The organism is Undibacterium umbellatum (assembly GCF_014284125.1).
GTDB classification, from domain to species: domain Bacteria; phylum Pseudomonadota; class Gammaproteobacteria; order Burkholderiales; family Burkholderiaceae_D; genus Undibacterium; species Undibacterium umbellatum.
Genome location: NZ_JACOFX010000002.1, coordinates 15,148 through 31,110, shown reverse-complemented (window position 1 = coordinate 31,110; position 15,963 = coordinate 15,148). Strand labels below are relative to the sequence as shown.

Here is a 15,963-nt window from a genome sequence, read left to right as displayed (position 1 = left end):
CAGTCGCTAGGCATCACCGGAATGTGACGACTAGCGACTAATAACTGTATATCGAACTATTATAAAATGACTACACTAAATTAGATACAAAATACAAGCTAAAAATTCCCTAAAAACCACTCTTTCATGCGTTGCCAGACCGCTTTGGCTGAACCTTCTTGCCGAGTGACCAGATGACCGCGCAAATACTGCTTCTTCGCTTCCAACAACAACCCTAAAACCGTGGCATAACGGAGGCTGCGCACGACATCTGCCAACTGCCCGCTGTACGCCGGCATGCCTAATCTGGTCGGTTTCAAAAAGATGTCTTCTGCCATCTCCACCATGCCCGGCATGGCAGCAGATCCGCCTGTCAAAACGATGCCGGATGAGAGCACATCTTCATAACCAGATTCACGCACCACCTGATGCACGAGCGCAAACAATTCTTCTACGCGCGGCTCGATGACGGCGGCCAATGCCTGGCGCGACAAGGAGCGCGGACCACGGTCACCCAGACCAGGTACTTCCAACGTATCGGACGGGTCAGCCAATACCTGCTTGGCGACACCAAAACGCACCTTGATTTCTTCTGCTTCTGAGGTCGGGGTGCGCAAAGCCATCGCGATATCATTGGTGATCTGATCGCCAGCAATCGGTATCACTGCGGTATGACGTATCGCGCCTTCGCTAAATACTGCCACGTCAGTCGTGCCACCACCGATATCGATGAGTACCACGCCCAGTTCCTTTTCATCCTTGGTCAGCACAGCTTCCGCCGATGCCATCGGTTGCAAAATCAGGTCAGATACTTCCAGGCCGCAGCGCCGTACACACTTGACGATATTCTGAACCGCAGACACAGCACCAGTGACGATATGCACTTTGACTTCCAGACGTATGCCGCTCATGCCTATCGGTTCGCGCACATCATCCTGGCTATCGACGATAAATTCTTGCGGCAAGGTATGCAGCAATTGCTGATCTGTCGGTATGTTGACGGCCTTGGCAGTTTCTATCACACGCGAAACGTCAGCTGCGGTGACCTCTTTGTCCTTGATCGCTACCATGCCGCTGGAATTAAAACTGCGGATATGGCTGCCAGCGATACCGGTATACACATTACGTATCTTGCAGTCGGCCATCAACTCGGCTTCTTCCAAAGCGCGCTGTATGGATTCGACTGTCGCCTCGATATTGACGACTACACCTTTTTTCAAGCCCTTGGATTCGTGCTGGCCCAGGCCTATGACTTCATGCCTGCCGTCAGGCATGACTTCCGCCACGACAGCCACAATTTTTGAGGTGCCGATATCGAGACCAACGATCAGATTTTTAGCGTCTTTTGTCATGTCTTTCCACTTGCTTTTGTTTGCTTTTTTGATCCGAGATTGCTATGGCTCGATTTGAGCGCCAGGCCATTCGGATAACGCATGTCCACACTTTCAATACTGTCCTGCAAACTGGCCAGCAGTTGTGGGTAAACTGTCATCAGTTTATCCACCCTGCTCTTGAGCGTTGTTGCGTCCTGCACCCTGCCCAATTGCACCTGCATGCCATTATTCAGCTTCAGACTCCAGGCATAGCGGCTGGAATAATTCACCGATTCTGGCGCCAGGTTAATTTTGGCAAACCAGTTTTTAAATTCCACATACTGTGCCAGTACTTCTTTTTCACTACCATCCGGCCCAGTCAGAGCAACCAGATCTGCATCATCTTCCGCTTCTGCCAGGTTGGCGGTAAACACGTCGCCCTTAGCAGAAATCAACTGACCGTTTTCACCCCAGGTGCCCAGCGCCACATGTTCTTCCAAAGTGACGACAAGCTTGTTGGGCCATTCTCTTTGTACACTGGCCTTGCGCACCCAGGGCACGGTTTCAAAGGCGGACCGCACTGCATCCAGGTTCGCGGTAAAAAAATTACCCCTGATCTTGGGTAAGGCTGTATTCCTGATCGTCAGTGTGTTCACATGCCGCAGGCCTGCACTACCCGCCGCACTTCCTGCCTCTACCCGTATCACCTGCAAAGTGAACAACGGCCTTTGAATGACCCACCACACAGCGGATAACAACAAGGAAAACAGCACCAGCCCAAACAGGGCATTCGCGGTATTGTTCATCAGCTTGCTGTCATGCCACATTTTTTTCTCTTAACTGTTTACTTCTTTTGTTCAGATCTAATTTTCAAACTTGCCGTCTTTAAGATTTCCACACATAAATCTTCATAACTGATGCCTACTGCCTTGGCTGCCATCGGCACCAGAGAGTGCCCGGTCATGCCTGGTGAAGTATTAATCTCTATTAAGAACGGTTTGTTATCTGACTTGCGCAACAAGACATCGACCCTGGCCCAACCTTCGCAATCGAGTGCACGATAGGCGTCGACTGCCATTTTGCGAATGCTATCGGTCAAATCCTCTTCCAGAACGGCCGGACATATGTATTTGGTGTCATCAGTAAAATACTTGTTCTGGTAATCATAATTACCATCTGGAGCAACGATCTCGGTAATCGGCAAGGCATATGCCTGTTCGCCTTTCCCCAGGATCGCCACGGTCAATTCACGACCTTCGATAAATTCTTCTGCCAGCACCACTTCATCAAACTGGGCTGCCAGAGCATAAGCTTCCTGCATGTCGGAATAACCAACTACTTTGGTGATGCCAATTGTAGAACCTTCATGTGGCGGCTTGATGATAAGCGGCAAACCCAGTTCATCTGGAACGCGGCGCAATTCAGTCTGCGCAGTCAGTACGGCATAAGCCGGGGTCGTCAGGCCGTAAGTCTGCCAGATGCGCTTGGTAAAAATCTTGTCCATGGCGATTGCCGATGCCATAACACCACTGCCGGTGTACGGAATATTCAATTGCTCCAGCACACCTTGCAGACTGCCATCTTCACCATAGCGACCGTGCAGGGCGATGAAGACGCGATCAAATTTTTCTGCTGCCAGTTCTGCGACGCTACGTTCTGCTGTGTCGAAAGGATGGGCATCTACGCCCTTGCTCAACAATGCTTGCAAGACACCTTTGCCAGACATAAGGGAGATTTCACGTTCAGCAGAACGCCCGCCAAACAGCACACCTACTTTGCCCAGAGATTTCAAATTCAATTCGCTCATGATGATCTGATCACTTGTTTTCTACATTTACACTGACTGCGCCAGTTTTGCCGGCACAGCATTGATGGAACCAGCGCCCATGACGATGACCACATCGCCATCTTTCAATATCCGCACGATGCTGTCGGGCATTTCCAGTATGTCTTCGACAAATACTGGCTCGACCTTGCCCATGACGCGCAAGGCGCGGGACAGGGACCGGCCATCTGCTGCCAGTATTGGTGCTTCACCTGCGGCATACACTTCTGCCAGCACGACTGCATCGGCATCAGAAATCACACGTACAAAATCTTCAAACAAATCGCGGGTGCGGGTATAGCGATGCGGCTGGAAAGCCAATACCAATCGGCGACCTGGATAAGCACCGCGAGCCGCTGCCAGGGTGGCGGCCATTTCAACAGGGTGATGACCATAATCATCAACCAGGGCGAAAGTTCCACCATTTGCCAGGGCGATTTCGCCATAACGGGTGAAGCGGCGCCCCACGCCATTGAATTCGCTCAGGGCTTTTTGAGTCGCCTCATCACTGACACCAACTTCACGCGCAATCGCAATCGCTGCGCAGGCATTTTGTACATTGTGCATGCCAGGCTGGTTCAGGCTGACCTGCATATTCTCATAGCCATCTTGCACTACCGTGAAATGCATCTTGCCATTAGCGGCTGTAGCATCAACTGCGCGTACATCGGCATCTGCATGGAAGCCATAGGTAACGATGGGCTTGGAAACAAAGGGCATTATTTCACGCACATTCGCATCATCCAGGCACAAGACTGCAACACCGTAGAATGGCAGGCGCTGGGTAAATTCGATGAAAGCCTGCTTCAGGCGGGCGAAGTCATGACCATAGGTTTCCATATGGTCGGCATCGATATTGGTGATGACTTCGATCACTGGCAAAAGATTGAGGAAAGAAGCATCTGATTCATCGGCTTCTGCCACGATGAAATCGCCACTGCCCAGTTTGGCGTTGGCACCTGCACTATTGAGCAAACCGCCAATCACGAAAGTCGGGTCCAGACCACCCTGCGCCAAAACACTGGCGACCAGGCTGGTAGTGGTGGTCTTGCCATGCGTTCCAGCAATCGCGATACCGCTTTTCAGGCGCATGAGTTCTGCCAGCATCATTGCGCGTGGCACGATGGGGATATGCTTGGCGCGGGCAGCGATGACTTCCGGGTTGTCGCCTTTTACAGCGGTCGAAGTCACGACGGCATCTGCACCTGCGATATTTTCAGCGGCATGACCCAGCATGACGTTTGCGCCCAGTTGCGCCAGGCGTTTTGAGGCGGCATTGCTGCCAAGGTCTGAACCTGATATGGTGTATCCCAGGTTCAGCAAGACTTCGGCGATGCCGCTCATGCCTGAGCCGCCTATGCCTACAAAATGGATGTGTTTGACTTTGTGTTTCATGCTAATGCTTCCAGAATATGGGCGATGTTGGCACTGGCTTCGCGCTGCCCCAGGACGTAGGCTGTTTCAGCCATCGCCAGGCATTGCGCTCTGTCCAGTACTTTTAATTTCTCTGCCAGCAAGGCTGGACTTAATTCAGTTTGTGGCAAATGGATGGCGGCTGTTTGCCCTGCCATCCAGATGGCGTTTTCTTTTTGGTGTGAAGTACTCGACGCCATGAAAGGCACGAGTATGCTGGCCACACCAGCAGCAGTTAATTCAGAGACCGTAATCGCACCGGCGCGGCAAATCACCAGATCAGCCTCGGCATAGCGACGTGGCATGTCGTCGATAAAATCCAGTACCTCTGCCTGCACACCTGCCTGCGCATAACTCTGGCGCAAGGCTTCTATATGCTGTTTGCCAGACTGGTGCGTAATCAGTGGACGCTGGGCTTCTGGCAACAAAGCCACAGCTTGAGGTACCGCATCATTCAATACTTTTGCACCCAAACTGCCACCCACCACCAGTATGCGCAAAGGGCCAGTGCGTGCTGCATAACGTGTTGCTGGCGCGGGCAGTTCGCAAATTTCTTTGCGTATCGGGTTGCCGATGACAGTCGTTTTGCTATCCGCAGTCACTGTTGCCGATGGCAGGCCAAACAGCAATTTACTGGCAAAAGGACGCAAAGCCTTGTTCGACAACAACAATGCCGCATCGGCATTCATCAAGACCACCGGCTTACCACGCAAGGCAGCCATGATGCCGCCAGGTACAGTCACATAACCGCCCATGCCCAGGACCACATCAGGCTGACGACGGCCAATAATACTAAAGCAGCTAAAGAAACTCTTCACCAGCTTGAAAGTACCGCTGACCGTATGTTGCCAACCCTTGCCACGCAGGCCAGAGAAATCAATATTGTCCATGGCGATATTGTGCTTGGGCACGATTTGCCCTTCCATGCCTATCTGCGTGCCCAGCCAGCTGACTTGCCAGCCGCGTTCACGCATGATGTCGGCAATTGCCAGGCCAGGGAAAATATGCCCACCTGTACCAGCTGCCATGATCAGCAATTTCCTTGGCATTTTCTGAATATCCTGGCTCATGGGCGCCCCCCACGCATCAACATGCGGTTTTCATAATCGACACGCAACAAGATCGCTAAACCTACACAATTAATCATGACACCAGAACCACCATAACTCATCAAAGGCAGGGTCAAACCTTTAGTTGGCAATAAGCCCAGGTTAACCCCCATATTAATAAACGCCTGTACACCTATCCAGATACCTATGCCCTTGGCCAGCAAACCGGCAAAGGTTTGATCCAGTGCTATCGCTTGTCTGCCAATTTCGAAAGCACGTTTCAGCAACCAGTAAAATAAAAGCACTACCACCATGACACCAACGAAGCCCAGCTCTTCTCCGATGACAGCCAGCAAAAAATCTGTATGTGCTTCTGGCAAATAATGCAGTTTTTGTACGCTGGCACCCAGACCTACGCCAAATAACTCACCACGGCCAAAGGCAATCAGGGAATGCGTCAACTGGTAAGCCTTGCCCAGCGCATGATCCTCTTCGAATGGATTCAAGTAAGCAAAAATACGCTCACGCCGCCACGGCGATGCCAAAATCACAGCAGTAAAAATACCAATCAGGGTTGCTGCAATTCCACCGAACCAGACGCCATTGATGCCACCCAAAAACAGGATGCCCATAGCGATACAAACGATGACACCAAAAGCACCCAGGTCAGGCTCCAGCAAGAGCAACAAGCCCACCATGCCAACCGCTGCCAGCATGGGTACAAAACCCTTGGTCAGTTTATGCATGTATTCCTGCTTGCGCACGGTATAGTCAGCAGCATACAAAACCATGAACAACTTCATCAATTCTGATGGTTGCAAATTCAGGCCCTTGAAAGACAACCAGCGCTTGGCACCATTCACGCCTTTACCCAGACCTGGTATCAGCACAGCCACCAGCAATACCAGAGTCGCCACAAACAAGTAAGGCGCATACTTTTGCAAGATCGCCACAGGTATGCGAAATACGATGGCACCAGCAGTCAGGGAGACCACTACAAACATGGCCTGGCGCATGAGAAAATGCGAATTCTTGTAGTTGGCATACTTGGGCGAATCTGGCAAAGAGATCGATGCCGAATACACCATGACCATGCCAAACAGCATCAGAATGACTGTGACCCATACCAAGTGCTGGTCATAATCCATCATCTTGGACCTGCTCACCAGATTGGTATCCACTGGCGGCTTGCCAAATGGAGACCATCTCTGCAGTGGGAGCAGGAGCTGACGCATCAGCAAATCTCCCCGCGTGCCAAGGCAACTTCACGTACCGCATCTACAAACACCTGGGCGCGATGCGCATAATTACGGAACATGTCCAGACTGGCGCAAGCCGGCGACAGCAAAACGATATCGCCGTCTGCTGCCAATTCAGCGGCGGCCTGTACTGCCGTTTCCAGTGTTGCCAAGTCGTGCAGCGGCACACCCGAAATGCTCAGTGCTTGTTGCAATTCTTCTTTGGCTTTACCGATGAGGATGACGGCCTTGGTATACCGTTCCACCGGATCAGCCAGCGGAAAAAAATCCTGTCCCTTGCCTTCGCCACCAGCAATCAAAATAATCCGCTTGTGCAATGCATCAGACTGTTGCCCCAGCCCCTTCAAAGCGGCGACCGTGGCACCAACATTCGTACCTTTGCTGTCGTCGATGTAATCAACCCCGGCTATATTAGCAACCTGCTCTACCCTGTGCGGCTCACCCTTGTAATCACGCAAGCCATGCAGTAATGGGGCGAATGACAAACCTATGCCACGGCACAAAGCCAACGCAGCCAGTGCATTAGTGGCATTATGCTGGCCACGGATTTGCAGGGCGTCGGTCGGCATCAGACGACTGACGATGACCGGCATTTCTTCCACTTCTTTTTTCTTGCGACGGCTATTCGTGACGACTGGTGCATCTTCTGCTGGATTTGCTACCACCAGCCAACCCATGCCATGTTCATTCAGCAAACCCAGATCAGCCAAATGTTTAGGCGCATCGACACCAAAGCTGACCGCATTGCCAAGTGGCTTTGCCATGGACATGACGAGCGAATCATCGCGGTTCAAGACTTGCAAAGTCTGTTCGCCAAAAATCCTTGCCTTGTCAGCGCAATATGCTTGCAGGCTGCCATGCCAGTCCAGATGATCCTGGGTGATATTCAATACCGTTGCCACATCTGCCTGCAGGCTATGTGTGGTATGCAACTGGAAGCTGGATAATTCCAGCACCCAGACTTGCGGCAGGCTGTCTTGCTCCAGACATTCACGCAATACATCAAGCACTGCCGGGCTGATATTGCCTGCAACTTTAACTGTCAAACCGGCGCGTTCTACCAGCAAACCAACCAGGCTTGTGACCGTGGTTTTTCCGTTCGTGCCAGTGATGGCGATGACTTTGGGTTGATATTCGCGCTCAGCTTTCAAAGCTAGCAGAGCTTGTGCAAATAATTCTATCTCGCCCCAGACCGGGATATTTTTTTCAGCCGCAACAGGTAACAGTTCCTGCAATTCGCGCAGTGGAGACAAACCAGGGCTAACTGCCATCAACTCGATATCATCCAGCAAAGCCTGTGTGAAAGCTCCACCTACAAATTCCACCTGATCTGACACTGCCTGCAATTGCGGCAATCTATCTGGCACTTCGCGAGTATCGGCAACACGCAGGCGCGCACCGGCGCGCAACAGCCATTGCGCCATCGCCAGCCCGGTTTCACCCAGGCCAAGAACCAGTACATGTTTGCCAGAAAAATCCATAAACTCTATATCTATCTTTTTAACGTAACTTCAGTGAAGACAAACCTATCAGCACCAGCAACATAGTGATGATCCAGAAACGCACGACAACCTGGGTTTCTTTCCAGCCTTTTTTCTCAAAGTGATGATGCAAAGGTGCCATCAACAACAAGCGGCGGCCTTCGCCATATTTTCTCTTGGTGTACTTGAAGTAAGTGACTTGCAGCATGACCGACACAGTCTCTGCCACAAAAATACCGCCCATGATGAACAACACTATCTCTTGCCTGACGATGACAGCCACCGTACCCAGCGCACCACCCAAGGCCAGCGCACCTACGTCACCCATGAACACCTGCGCAGGGTGGGCATTGAACCAGAGGAAAGCCAGGCCAGCACCCGCCATCGCACCACAGAAAATCAGCAATTCACCGGCACCTGGTATATGCGGTATCAGCAGATATTTGGAATAACCCACATTACCCGTCAGGTACGCAAACAGACCCAGAGCAGAACCGACCATGATGGTAGGCATGATGGCCAGGCCATCCAGGCCATCAGTAAAATTCACGGCATTGCTGGTACCGACGATGACACAATAAGTCAAAGCAATAAATCCCCAGACACCAAGGGGATAGCTGATACTTTTAAAGAAAGGCACGAGCAAATCTGCCTTGGGTGGCAGATCCATATTGAAACCGGACTGTACCCAGGCAATAAACAACTCCAGCACTTTTGAGTTACTCGGCGCCGAAACAGAAAATGCCAGATAAAAAGCAGCAATCAAACCGATCAACGATTGCCAGAAATATTTTTCCCTGGAACGCATGCCTTCTGGGTCTTTATAAACCACCTTGCGATAATCATCGACCCAGCCCACTGCACCAAATCCAAGGGTGACTATCATCACGACCCAGATAAAGCGGTTACTCAGATCACCCCACAACAAAGTGGAAATACCAATGGAGATCAAGACCAGCACGCCACCCATGGTAGGTGTGCCGGATTTGACAAGATGTGTTTCCATGCCATAGCTGCGCACAGCCTGGCCTACCTTGAGCCGGGTCAGCATGCGTATGACCGCTGGACCTGCAAAAATACCGATGGAGATGGCCGTCATCGTGGCAAATACTGCGCGGAAGGTAATAAACCCGAATACGCGCAGCCAGCCTATATCCTGCTTTAACATTTCAGCCAACCAGAGCAACATACTAGTGATTCCCTATTATTTTTTGTTGTAATGTATTTATTTCTTTATCGTCTGCTGCCAGCAGATGGGCGACGACTCTTTCCATTTTCATGAAACGTGAGCCCTTGACCAGCACTACCGTACCAGCCGCAGTTTGCGCATCGAGGTTCTGGCAAAGGTTTTCCACACTGGCGAAATGCTGCGCACCTGCGCCATAGCCTTGCGCCGCATGGGCAACCAACTCACCCAGTAAGAAAAGCTTTTTGACGCCGCGCTGCTGCGCATATTCACCAATTTCATGGTGGAACTGAGCGCCGTTTTCACCAACCTCACCCATGTCACCAAGCACCAGCGTGGTGTCGCCACCAATTTGTGCCAGCACATCAATGGCAGCACGAACTGAATCTGGATTAGCGTTGTAGCTGTCATCAATGACAGTCGCACCACATTTGGCTTGCTTGCGTTGCAGCCGGCCATTGACGGGGGCGAAATTTTCCAGGCCCGCAACGATGGATTCTTTGCTGACACCAGCCGCATGGCAGCAAGCTGCAGCGGCAAGTGCATTCAAGACATTGTGCTGACCTGCGGCATTCAAGCGTACTGACAAGACCTGGCCAGCCAGGTTGATTTGCAGGTCACTGCCAAACACACTAGGCAGGTAAGTGGCATGCACATCGGCATCAGGCGTTAAGCCAAAAGTCAGGGTTTTACGCTGACCGCGTTCAGACGCAAAGGATTGCCATAAGGAACTGTAAGTATCGTTGGCAGGAAATACAGCTACGCCATCATCAGGCAGATACTGTATCGCCACACCGTTTTCGCGCGCAACGGCTTCCACGCTTTGCATGAATTCCTGGTGTTCTCGCTGGGCATTATTGACCAGTGCCACTGTAGGCATGGCAGCAGATGCCAGCAAGGCGATTTCGCCAGGATGGTTCATGCCCATTTCTATGACAGCCGCCTTGTGCCCAGCATGCAATTGCATGATGGTCAGGGGTACGCCGATTTCATTATTCAGATTACCAGCAGTCGCCAGACGATCTTCTGCACCATAGGCTGCAGCCAAGATCGAAGAAATCATTTCCTTGACGGTGGTCTTGCCATTACTGCCTGTCACACCGATGACAGGCAGGTCAAATTTTTGACGCCAGAATCTGCCAACTTGTGCCAGGGCCAGTTTGCTGTCTGTGACCACCAATGCAGGTAACTTGAAATCTGCTGGCAAACGTTCGGCGATTACTGCGGCTGCACCGGCAGCCGCTACTTGCGACAAAAAGTCGTGGGCATCAAAGTTTTCGCCACGCAGGGCGACGAATACATCGCCAGCACCGACTTTGCGGCTATCAGTGGTCAGTCCAGTTATATGGATGGTGGACCCAGTATCGCCAGTCAGTGACGCCGCAGGCAGAGCAGCCTGCAATTCCTGAAGAGAAAATTTCATCAACTTCCCCTCTTTATATTGCCGCTGGTTGCGACAGTAGCGAGAGAAAGCGCGGCATGTTCTTCGTCAGAGAAAGGCCATTTCTTGCCGTTGATGTCCTGATAGGTTTCATGGCCTTTGCCAGCCAGCAAAACCACATCATGATGACCGGCATGCTTGATCGCATACAAGATCGCATTGGCGCGGTCTTCGATGACTTGCGGCGTAGTCGTCATGCCTTTCAGGATATCCTGAATAATCTGGTTAGGGTTCTCGCTACGTGGATTATCGCTGGTGACAACGACATGTTGCGCCAGTTCAGCAATCTTGCCCATTTGTGGACGTTTGCCTGGGTCGCGGTCACCGCCGCAACCGAACACACACCACAAAGCCCCTGCTCTTTCTTGCGCTACTTGCTGCAAGGCCTCCAGGGTTTTTTCAAGGGCATCAGGGGTATGCGCATAATCAATGACGACCATGACATGACCAGCAGTACCCAGCAATTGCATGCGACCAGGAACAGGCGTCAGCTTTTCTATGATGCCCACAGCCTTGTTCAGCGCAATGCCCTTGCTCAGCAACACGGCGAGCACCGCCAGGATATTGCTGACATTGAACTTGCCTATCAACTGGGTCTTGACTTGTGCCGCACCAAATGGAGATTCAAGATGGAAGCTGGTACCAATATGGCTCGTTTTCAGATTGCTGGCAACCAGCGCAGCTATCTCAGGCATGATGGCTTTTTCCAGACTATAGCCCAGCAGTTTTGTATTGGGCTGACTGGCTTGCAGATGCTTCACCAATTCCAGCCCATAGGAATCATCCAGATTGATGACAGCCGCGCCCAAACCCTGCCAATCAAATAGTTTGGTTTTCGCCGCAGCATAGCCCTGCATATCACCGTGATAATCCAGATGATCACGCGTCAGATTGGTCAGCACCGCGACATCAAAATGCAGGCCATTCAAACGCCCTTGATGCAAACCTATGGAAGAAGCTTCTATCGCCAGCGCCTGCGCGCCACCGCGCTGTAAGTCTGCCAGTTTTTGCTGCAAGCCTATTGCGTCTGGTGTGGTGTAACCAGTTTCTGCCAATTGCCCTAGTATGCCATTGCGGTACTGGCCTATCCCCAGCGTGCCGATGACGGCAGCAGGTGTGCCACTCAGCGACAGGGCTTTGGCTATCCATTGCGTGCAGGAAGTCTTGCCATTCGTACCGGTCACGGCAACATTGAACCAGCCTTGATCAGGCTGGCCATGCCATGCATGAGCGACGTGACCAGCCACTTCCTGCAAATCTGGCACCGCCAGATGAGGGGTGTTTAGTGTCTCATCCCAAACAAAATTATCGGCCTCATACACGATAGCGACTGCGCCATTGGCAATGGCATGGGCTATATGCGCACGACTATCGGTGATAGAAGTGAGCAAGGCGAAAAAGACATCTCCGGTCTGTATGGAGCGGGAATCTGAGCGCAATTGCGCATTCGGCGCATGCAGCTTCAGCCAGTCCAGGATTTCTATCATAGTTGTATTTTTCTTTGTCATTACAAGCTTTCCTGTATACTTTCCTCAGGAATAATGCTGGTGACGGAAGAGTCCGGTGGCACATTCAGTGAACGCAAGACATTCGCCATAATCGAAGCAAAAACCGGTGCTGCTACAGGTCCGGCAAAGTGGCCTCCGGCTGTTGGTTCATCTACCATCACAGCCACGATGACACGCGGGTTTGAAACAGGCGCGAAGCCTATGAAGTCAACCAGATATTTATTAACATAACGGCCACCCTCAAGCTTGTGGGCAGTCCCGGTTTTGCCAGCCACGCGATAACCAGCAATACGTGCCTGCGTGGCAGTGCCGCCTGGCTCAGTCACAGACTCCATCATCAGGCGCATTTGTTTTGCGGTCTTTTCAGAAATCACATGTGTGCCATGCGGCAGTTCAGCCGATTTTTGGAAAGTAAGAGGTATCAGGTCACCATTCCTGGCGAAAATCATATAGGCACGCGCCATCTGTATCAGCGATACCGAGATACCGTGGCCGTAGCTCATGGTTGCCTGTTCGACAGGACGCCAGTTTTTGTAATTACGCAAACGCCCGGCAACTGCGCCAGGAAAACCGAATTTGGGCTGCTGACCGAACCCTAAGGTGGTGAACATTTCCCACATTTCTTGTGGCGGCATTTGCAATGCCATTTTCACTGTACCTATATTCGATGATTTTTGTATAACTTGCGCAACGGTTAAAGAACCTTGTTTGTGCGCATCATGTATGAGTGCCGGACCAATTGACATGACACCAGGCGCAGTGTGAAATACAGTGTCAGGTGTGACCCTGCCAGTTTCCAGAGCCAGTGCCACGGTCACCGGTTTCATGGTGGACCCAGGCTCAAAGGTGTCGGTCATCACACGGTTGCGCAATTGCGCTCCGGTCAAGACTGAGCGGTCATTCGGGTTGTAAGTCGGCAGATTCACCAGGGCCAGCACTTCACCAGTTTGCACATCCAGCACGACTGCACCGCCAGCCTTGGCCTTATGCTTTTCGAGTGCTTCTTTCAGGTGCGTGAATGCGATGTATTGAATCTTGCTGTCTATCGACAGGGTCAAGTCTTTGCCATCATGCGGCGGACGCACGGCTTGCAAGTCTTCCACAATGTGGCCCAGCCTGTCCTTGATGACACGGCGACTCCCGGTCTTACCCGCCAGGTTTTTTTCCGATGCCAGCTCTATGCCTTCTTGCCCTACATCTTCAACATTGGTAAAGCCGACCACATGGGCCATGACTTCACCTTCAGGATAATAGCGTTTGTATTCTTTCCGGGTTTCAATTCCGGGGATGCCAAGAGCAACGACCTGATCCGAAATGGCAGGCTCGACCTGACGTTTCAGATACACAAACTGACGGTCAGAGTCGAGCTTCTTGCGCAATTCAGCCTCTGTCATGCCCAGCAATTTAGCCAGTTGCTGTATTTTTTCTTTGGGTGCTTCCAGCACGTCATCAGGAATAGCCCAGATGGCTTTCACAGGTACGGATGAGGCCAGCACCTGACCATTGCGGTCAGTGATCTTGCCGCGGGTGGCCGGTAATTCCAGGGTGCGGGCATAGCGATTCTCTCCCTGCCCAATCAAAAACTTCGTACTAAATCCCTGCAAATAAAGTGCTTTCGCAATCAGTGCGATAAAAGCGGCAAACAATAAAAACAGCACGAAGCGCGAACGCCAGGCAGGCAGCTTCACGTCCAGCACAGGGCTGGAAGAAAAGGCGACACCGCGTGCAGCGGCGGTACGGGATGTACTGGCTGATCTGCTCATTTTGTCTCCGCTGCCTTGAGATACTGGGTACGATCAGGCGTCACCGCCACCATATTCAATTCGCGTTCAGCAGTTGTTTCTATGCGTGCATGCTTGCCAAAAGTGGATTGATCGAGTTTCAGTTGCGTCCATTGCAATTCATACTGCTTGCTTAAACTTTGCTCACGCTCCAGCTCTATAAACAGGCGACGTGCCTGGTACTGAGAATTTATCAGCGACAAGGCACAGGCCACCAAGGCAACCACCAGCGTAATATTGAGACGGGTACTCATGCCCCCCCTCCAGGCAAACGCTCTGCCACCCGCAGGATTGCCGAGCGCGAACGCGGATTGGCACTGACCTCAGCCTCGGAAGGCTTGATGCGGTTCAACAAGCGCATCTGCGGCTGCGGCAAATCAATATGACGTATCGGCAGGCGACGATCAGGCTGCTCGACCTTGACCTTGGAAGCAAAGAACTGCTTCACAATACGGTCTTCCAGAGAGTGAAAACTGATCACCGACATGCGCCCATATGGAGCCAGGGCCTGATATGCTGCCGCCAGACCTATTTCGAGATCTTCAAGCTCCTTATTGATGAAAATCCGTATAGCCTGAAAGGTGCGAGTTGCCGGGTCTTTACCCTTCTCGCGAGTTTTGACGGCGTGTGCGACGATTTCTGCGAGCTGTCGTGTTCCACGAATGGCGTCTGTTTTCCTGCGAGCAACAATCGCCTTTGCAATCTGAAAAGCAAACCGTTCTTCCCCATAATTTTTTATAACCTCCGTAATTTGTTCTTCTTCGGCAGTTGCCAGCCATTCGGCTGCAGAAATGCCACGCGTGGTATCCATGCGCATGTCAAGCGGGCCATCCGACCTGAAGCTGAAACCCCGACTGGCATCATCCACTTGCGGGGATGAAATACCTAAATCCATCAAGATGCCATCAACCTTGCTCACGCCAAGCTCAGGCAAGGCTTCACCGATAGCGGCAAAACTGTCATGTACGATATGAAAACGCGGGTCTTGTATTTCTGCTGCACTGGCGATTGCCTGGGTGTCCTTGTCAAAAGCAATCAGGCGGCCATTGCTGCCCAGTTGCGACAAAAGCAGGCGACTATGTCCGCCACGGCCAAAGGTGCCGTCTACATAAATCCCGCTGGCACGCTGATCAGTGATGCCGAGAGCGTCTACAGCCTCATGCAATAGCACAGTCTGGTGCGTAAAATCTGCCGCTTGCTGAATGCCCATTGCCCGCGATCAGAAAGAAAAATTGTTTAATACATCAGGAGCGCCGCCAGCAATGGCTTTCGCTTCGTTTTCCGCCAGTTTGGCAGCATCCCATATCTCAAAATGGCTGCCCATTCCAAGCAACATGACATCGCGCTGCATGCCTACAGCACTACGCAATTCAGGCGCAACCAGAATACGGCCGGCGCTATCCATTTCCACATCAAAAGCGTTGCCCAGAAAAATACGTTTCCAGTCGCGCGCCTGTATCGGCCAGGCTGCGATTTGTTCACGATGGGATTCCCAGGTAGGACGCGGAAACAGTAATAGGCAACCGTCAGGGTGACGGGTCAGGGTAATCCGGCCTTCGCACTGTACATTGAGCGCGTCACGGTGCCGGGCAGGAATGGACATCCTGCCTTTTGCATCGAGATTAAGTGAGGACGCCCCCTGAAACACGCTATCTACCTTCTTCCTGAAAATCTGTATGTCCGACCAAGCATGGAATGTAAGCGAATTTGCTTATTCTGTTCCACAAA

General features: G+C 51.8%; 14 protein-coding genes. All 14 read right to left on the bottom strand.

The features are described 5' to 3' along the window. Window positions 1-98: 98 nt before the first annotated feature. The 14 genes from ftsA to mraZ all read right to left on the bottom strand — a co-directional run bounded on the left by ftsA (window position 99) and on the right by mraZ (window position 15,883). Window positions 99-1,331: a cell division protein FtsA gene (ftsA, locus tag H8L47_RS04625; RefSeq protein WP_110255262.1), complete on the bottom strand. Its 1,233-nt coding sequence runs from the start codon at window positions 1,329-1,331 to the stop codon at window positions 99-101. Beyond that, complete coding sequence (locus H8L47_RS04620; protein ID WP_186952068.1) at window positions 1,328-2,119, bottom strand: cell division protein FtsQ/DivIB; 792 nt, start codon at window positions 2,117-2,119, stop codon at window positions 1,328-1,330. Before H8L47_RS04620 ends, ftsA begins: the two co-directional genes overlap by 4 nt. A gap of 17 nt (window positions 2,120-2,136) precedes the next feature. Further along, window positions 2,137-3,102 (bottom strand): D-alanine--D-alanine ligase, encoded by a 966-nt coding sequence (locus H8L47_RS04615; RefSeq protein WP_329605436.1) that lies wholly within the window; start codon window positions 3,100-3,102, stop codon window positions 2,137-2,139. A 24-nt stretch (window positions 3,103-3,126) separates the two neighbouring features. Further along, window positions 3,127-4,512, bottom strand: coding sequence for a UDP-N-acetylmuramate--L-alanine ligase (gene murC / locus H8L47_RS04610; protein ID WP_186952066.1), 1,386 nt, complete (start codon window positions 4,510-4,512; stop codon window positions 3,127-3,129). After that, a complete protein-coding gene (gene murG / locus H8L47_RS04605) occupies window positions 4,509-5,579 on the bottom strand; it encodes an undecaprenyldiphospho-muramoylpentapeptide beta-N-acetylglucosaminyltransferase (RefSeq protein WP_186953061.1) in 1,071 nt (356 codons plus the stop codon). Before murG ends, murC begins: the two co-directional genes overlap by 4 nt. Before the next feature lie 17 nt (window positions 5,580-5,596). Further along, entirely contained in the window at window positions 5,597-6,730 is a 1,134-nt protein-coding gene (ftsW, locus tag H8L47_RS04600; RefSeq protein ID WP_370868544.1) for a putative lipid II flippase FtsW, read from the bottom strand. Between the two features lie 83 nt (window positions 6,731-6,813). Next, a complete protein-coding gene (gene murD / locus H8L47_RS04595; protein WP_186952064.1) occupies window positions 6,814-8,319 on the bottom strand; it encodes a UDP-N-acetylmuramoyl-L-alanine--D-glutamate ligase in 1,506 nt (501 codons plus the stop codon). Window positions 8,320-8,338: 19 nt separating this feature from the next. Further along, window positions 8,339-9,508, bottom strand: a complete 1,170-nt coding sequence (gene mraY, locus H8L47_RS04590) for a phospho-N-acetylmuramoyl-pentapeptide-transferase (RefSeq protein ID WP_186952063.1) — start codon at window positions 9,506-9,508, stop codon at window positions 8,339-8,341. Window position 9,509: 1 nt separating this feature from the next. Next, on the bottom strand, window positions 9,510-10,928 hold the full coding sequence (locus H8L47_RS04585; RefSeq protein WP_186952062.1) for a UDP-N-acetylmuramoyl-tripeptide--D-alanyl-D-alanine ligase: 1,419 nt from the start codon (window positions 10,926-10,928) through the stop codon (window positions 9,510-9,512). Continuing rightward, window positions 10,928-12,454: a UDP-N-acetylmuramoyl-L-alanyl-D-glutamate--2,6-diaminopimelate ligase gene (locus H8L47_RS04580; RefSeq protein WP_186952061.1), complete on the bottom strand. Its 1,527-nt coding sequence runs from the start codon at window positions 12,452-12,454 to the stop codon at window positions 10,928-10,930. Before H8L47_RS04580 ends, H8L47_RS04585 begins: the two co-directional genes overlap by 1 nt. After that, window positions 12,454-14,217 carry a peptidoglycan D,D-transpeptidase FtsI family protein gene (locus H8L47_RS04575; protein WP_186952060.1) on the bottom strand — a complete coding sequence of 588 codons (1,764 nt, stop codon included), beginning with the start codon at window positions 14,215-14,217 and terminating at the stop codon, window positions 12,454-12,456. The genes H8L47_RS04580 and H8L47_RS04575 overlap by 1 nt, the downstream gene beginning before the upstream one ends. Further along, window positions 14,214-14,489 (bottom strand): cell division protein FtsL, encoded by a 276-nt coding sequence (gene ftsL, locus H8L47_RS04570; protein WP_186952059.1) that lies wholly within the window; start codon window positions 14,487-14,489, stop codon window positions 14,214-14,216. Before ftsL ends, H8L47_RS04575 begins: the two co-directional genes overlap by 4 nt. After that, a complete protein-coding gene (rsmH, locus tag H8L47_RS04565) occupies window positions 14,486-15,445 on the bottom strand; it encodes a 16S rRNA (cytosine(1402)-N(4))-methyltransferase RsmH (RefSeq protein WP_186952058.1) in 960 nt (319 codons plus the stop codon). The genes ftsL and rsmH overlap by 4 nt, the downstream gene beginning before the upstream one ends. Before the next feature lie 9 nt (window positions 15,446-15,454). Then, the gene (gene mraZ / locus H8L47_RS04560; RefSeq protein ID WP_186952057.1) at window positions 15,455-15,883 is read right to left on the bottom strand and encodes a division/cell wall cluster transcriptional repressor MraZ; all 429 of its coding nucleotides are present in this window, start codon (window positions 15,881-15,883) and stop codon (window positions 15,455-15,457) included. Window positions 15,884-15,963 lie beyond the last annotated feature (80 nt).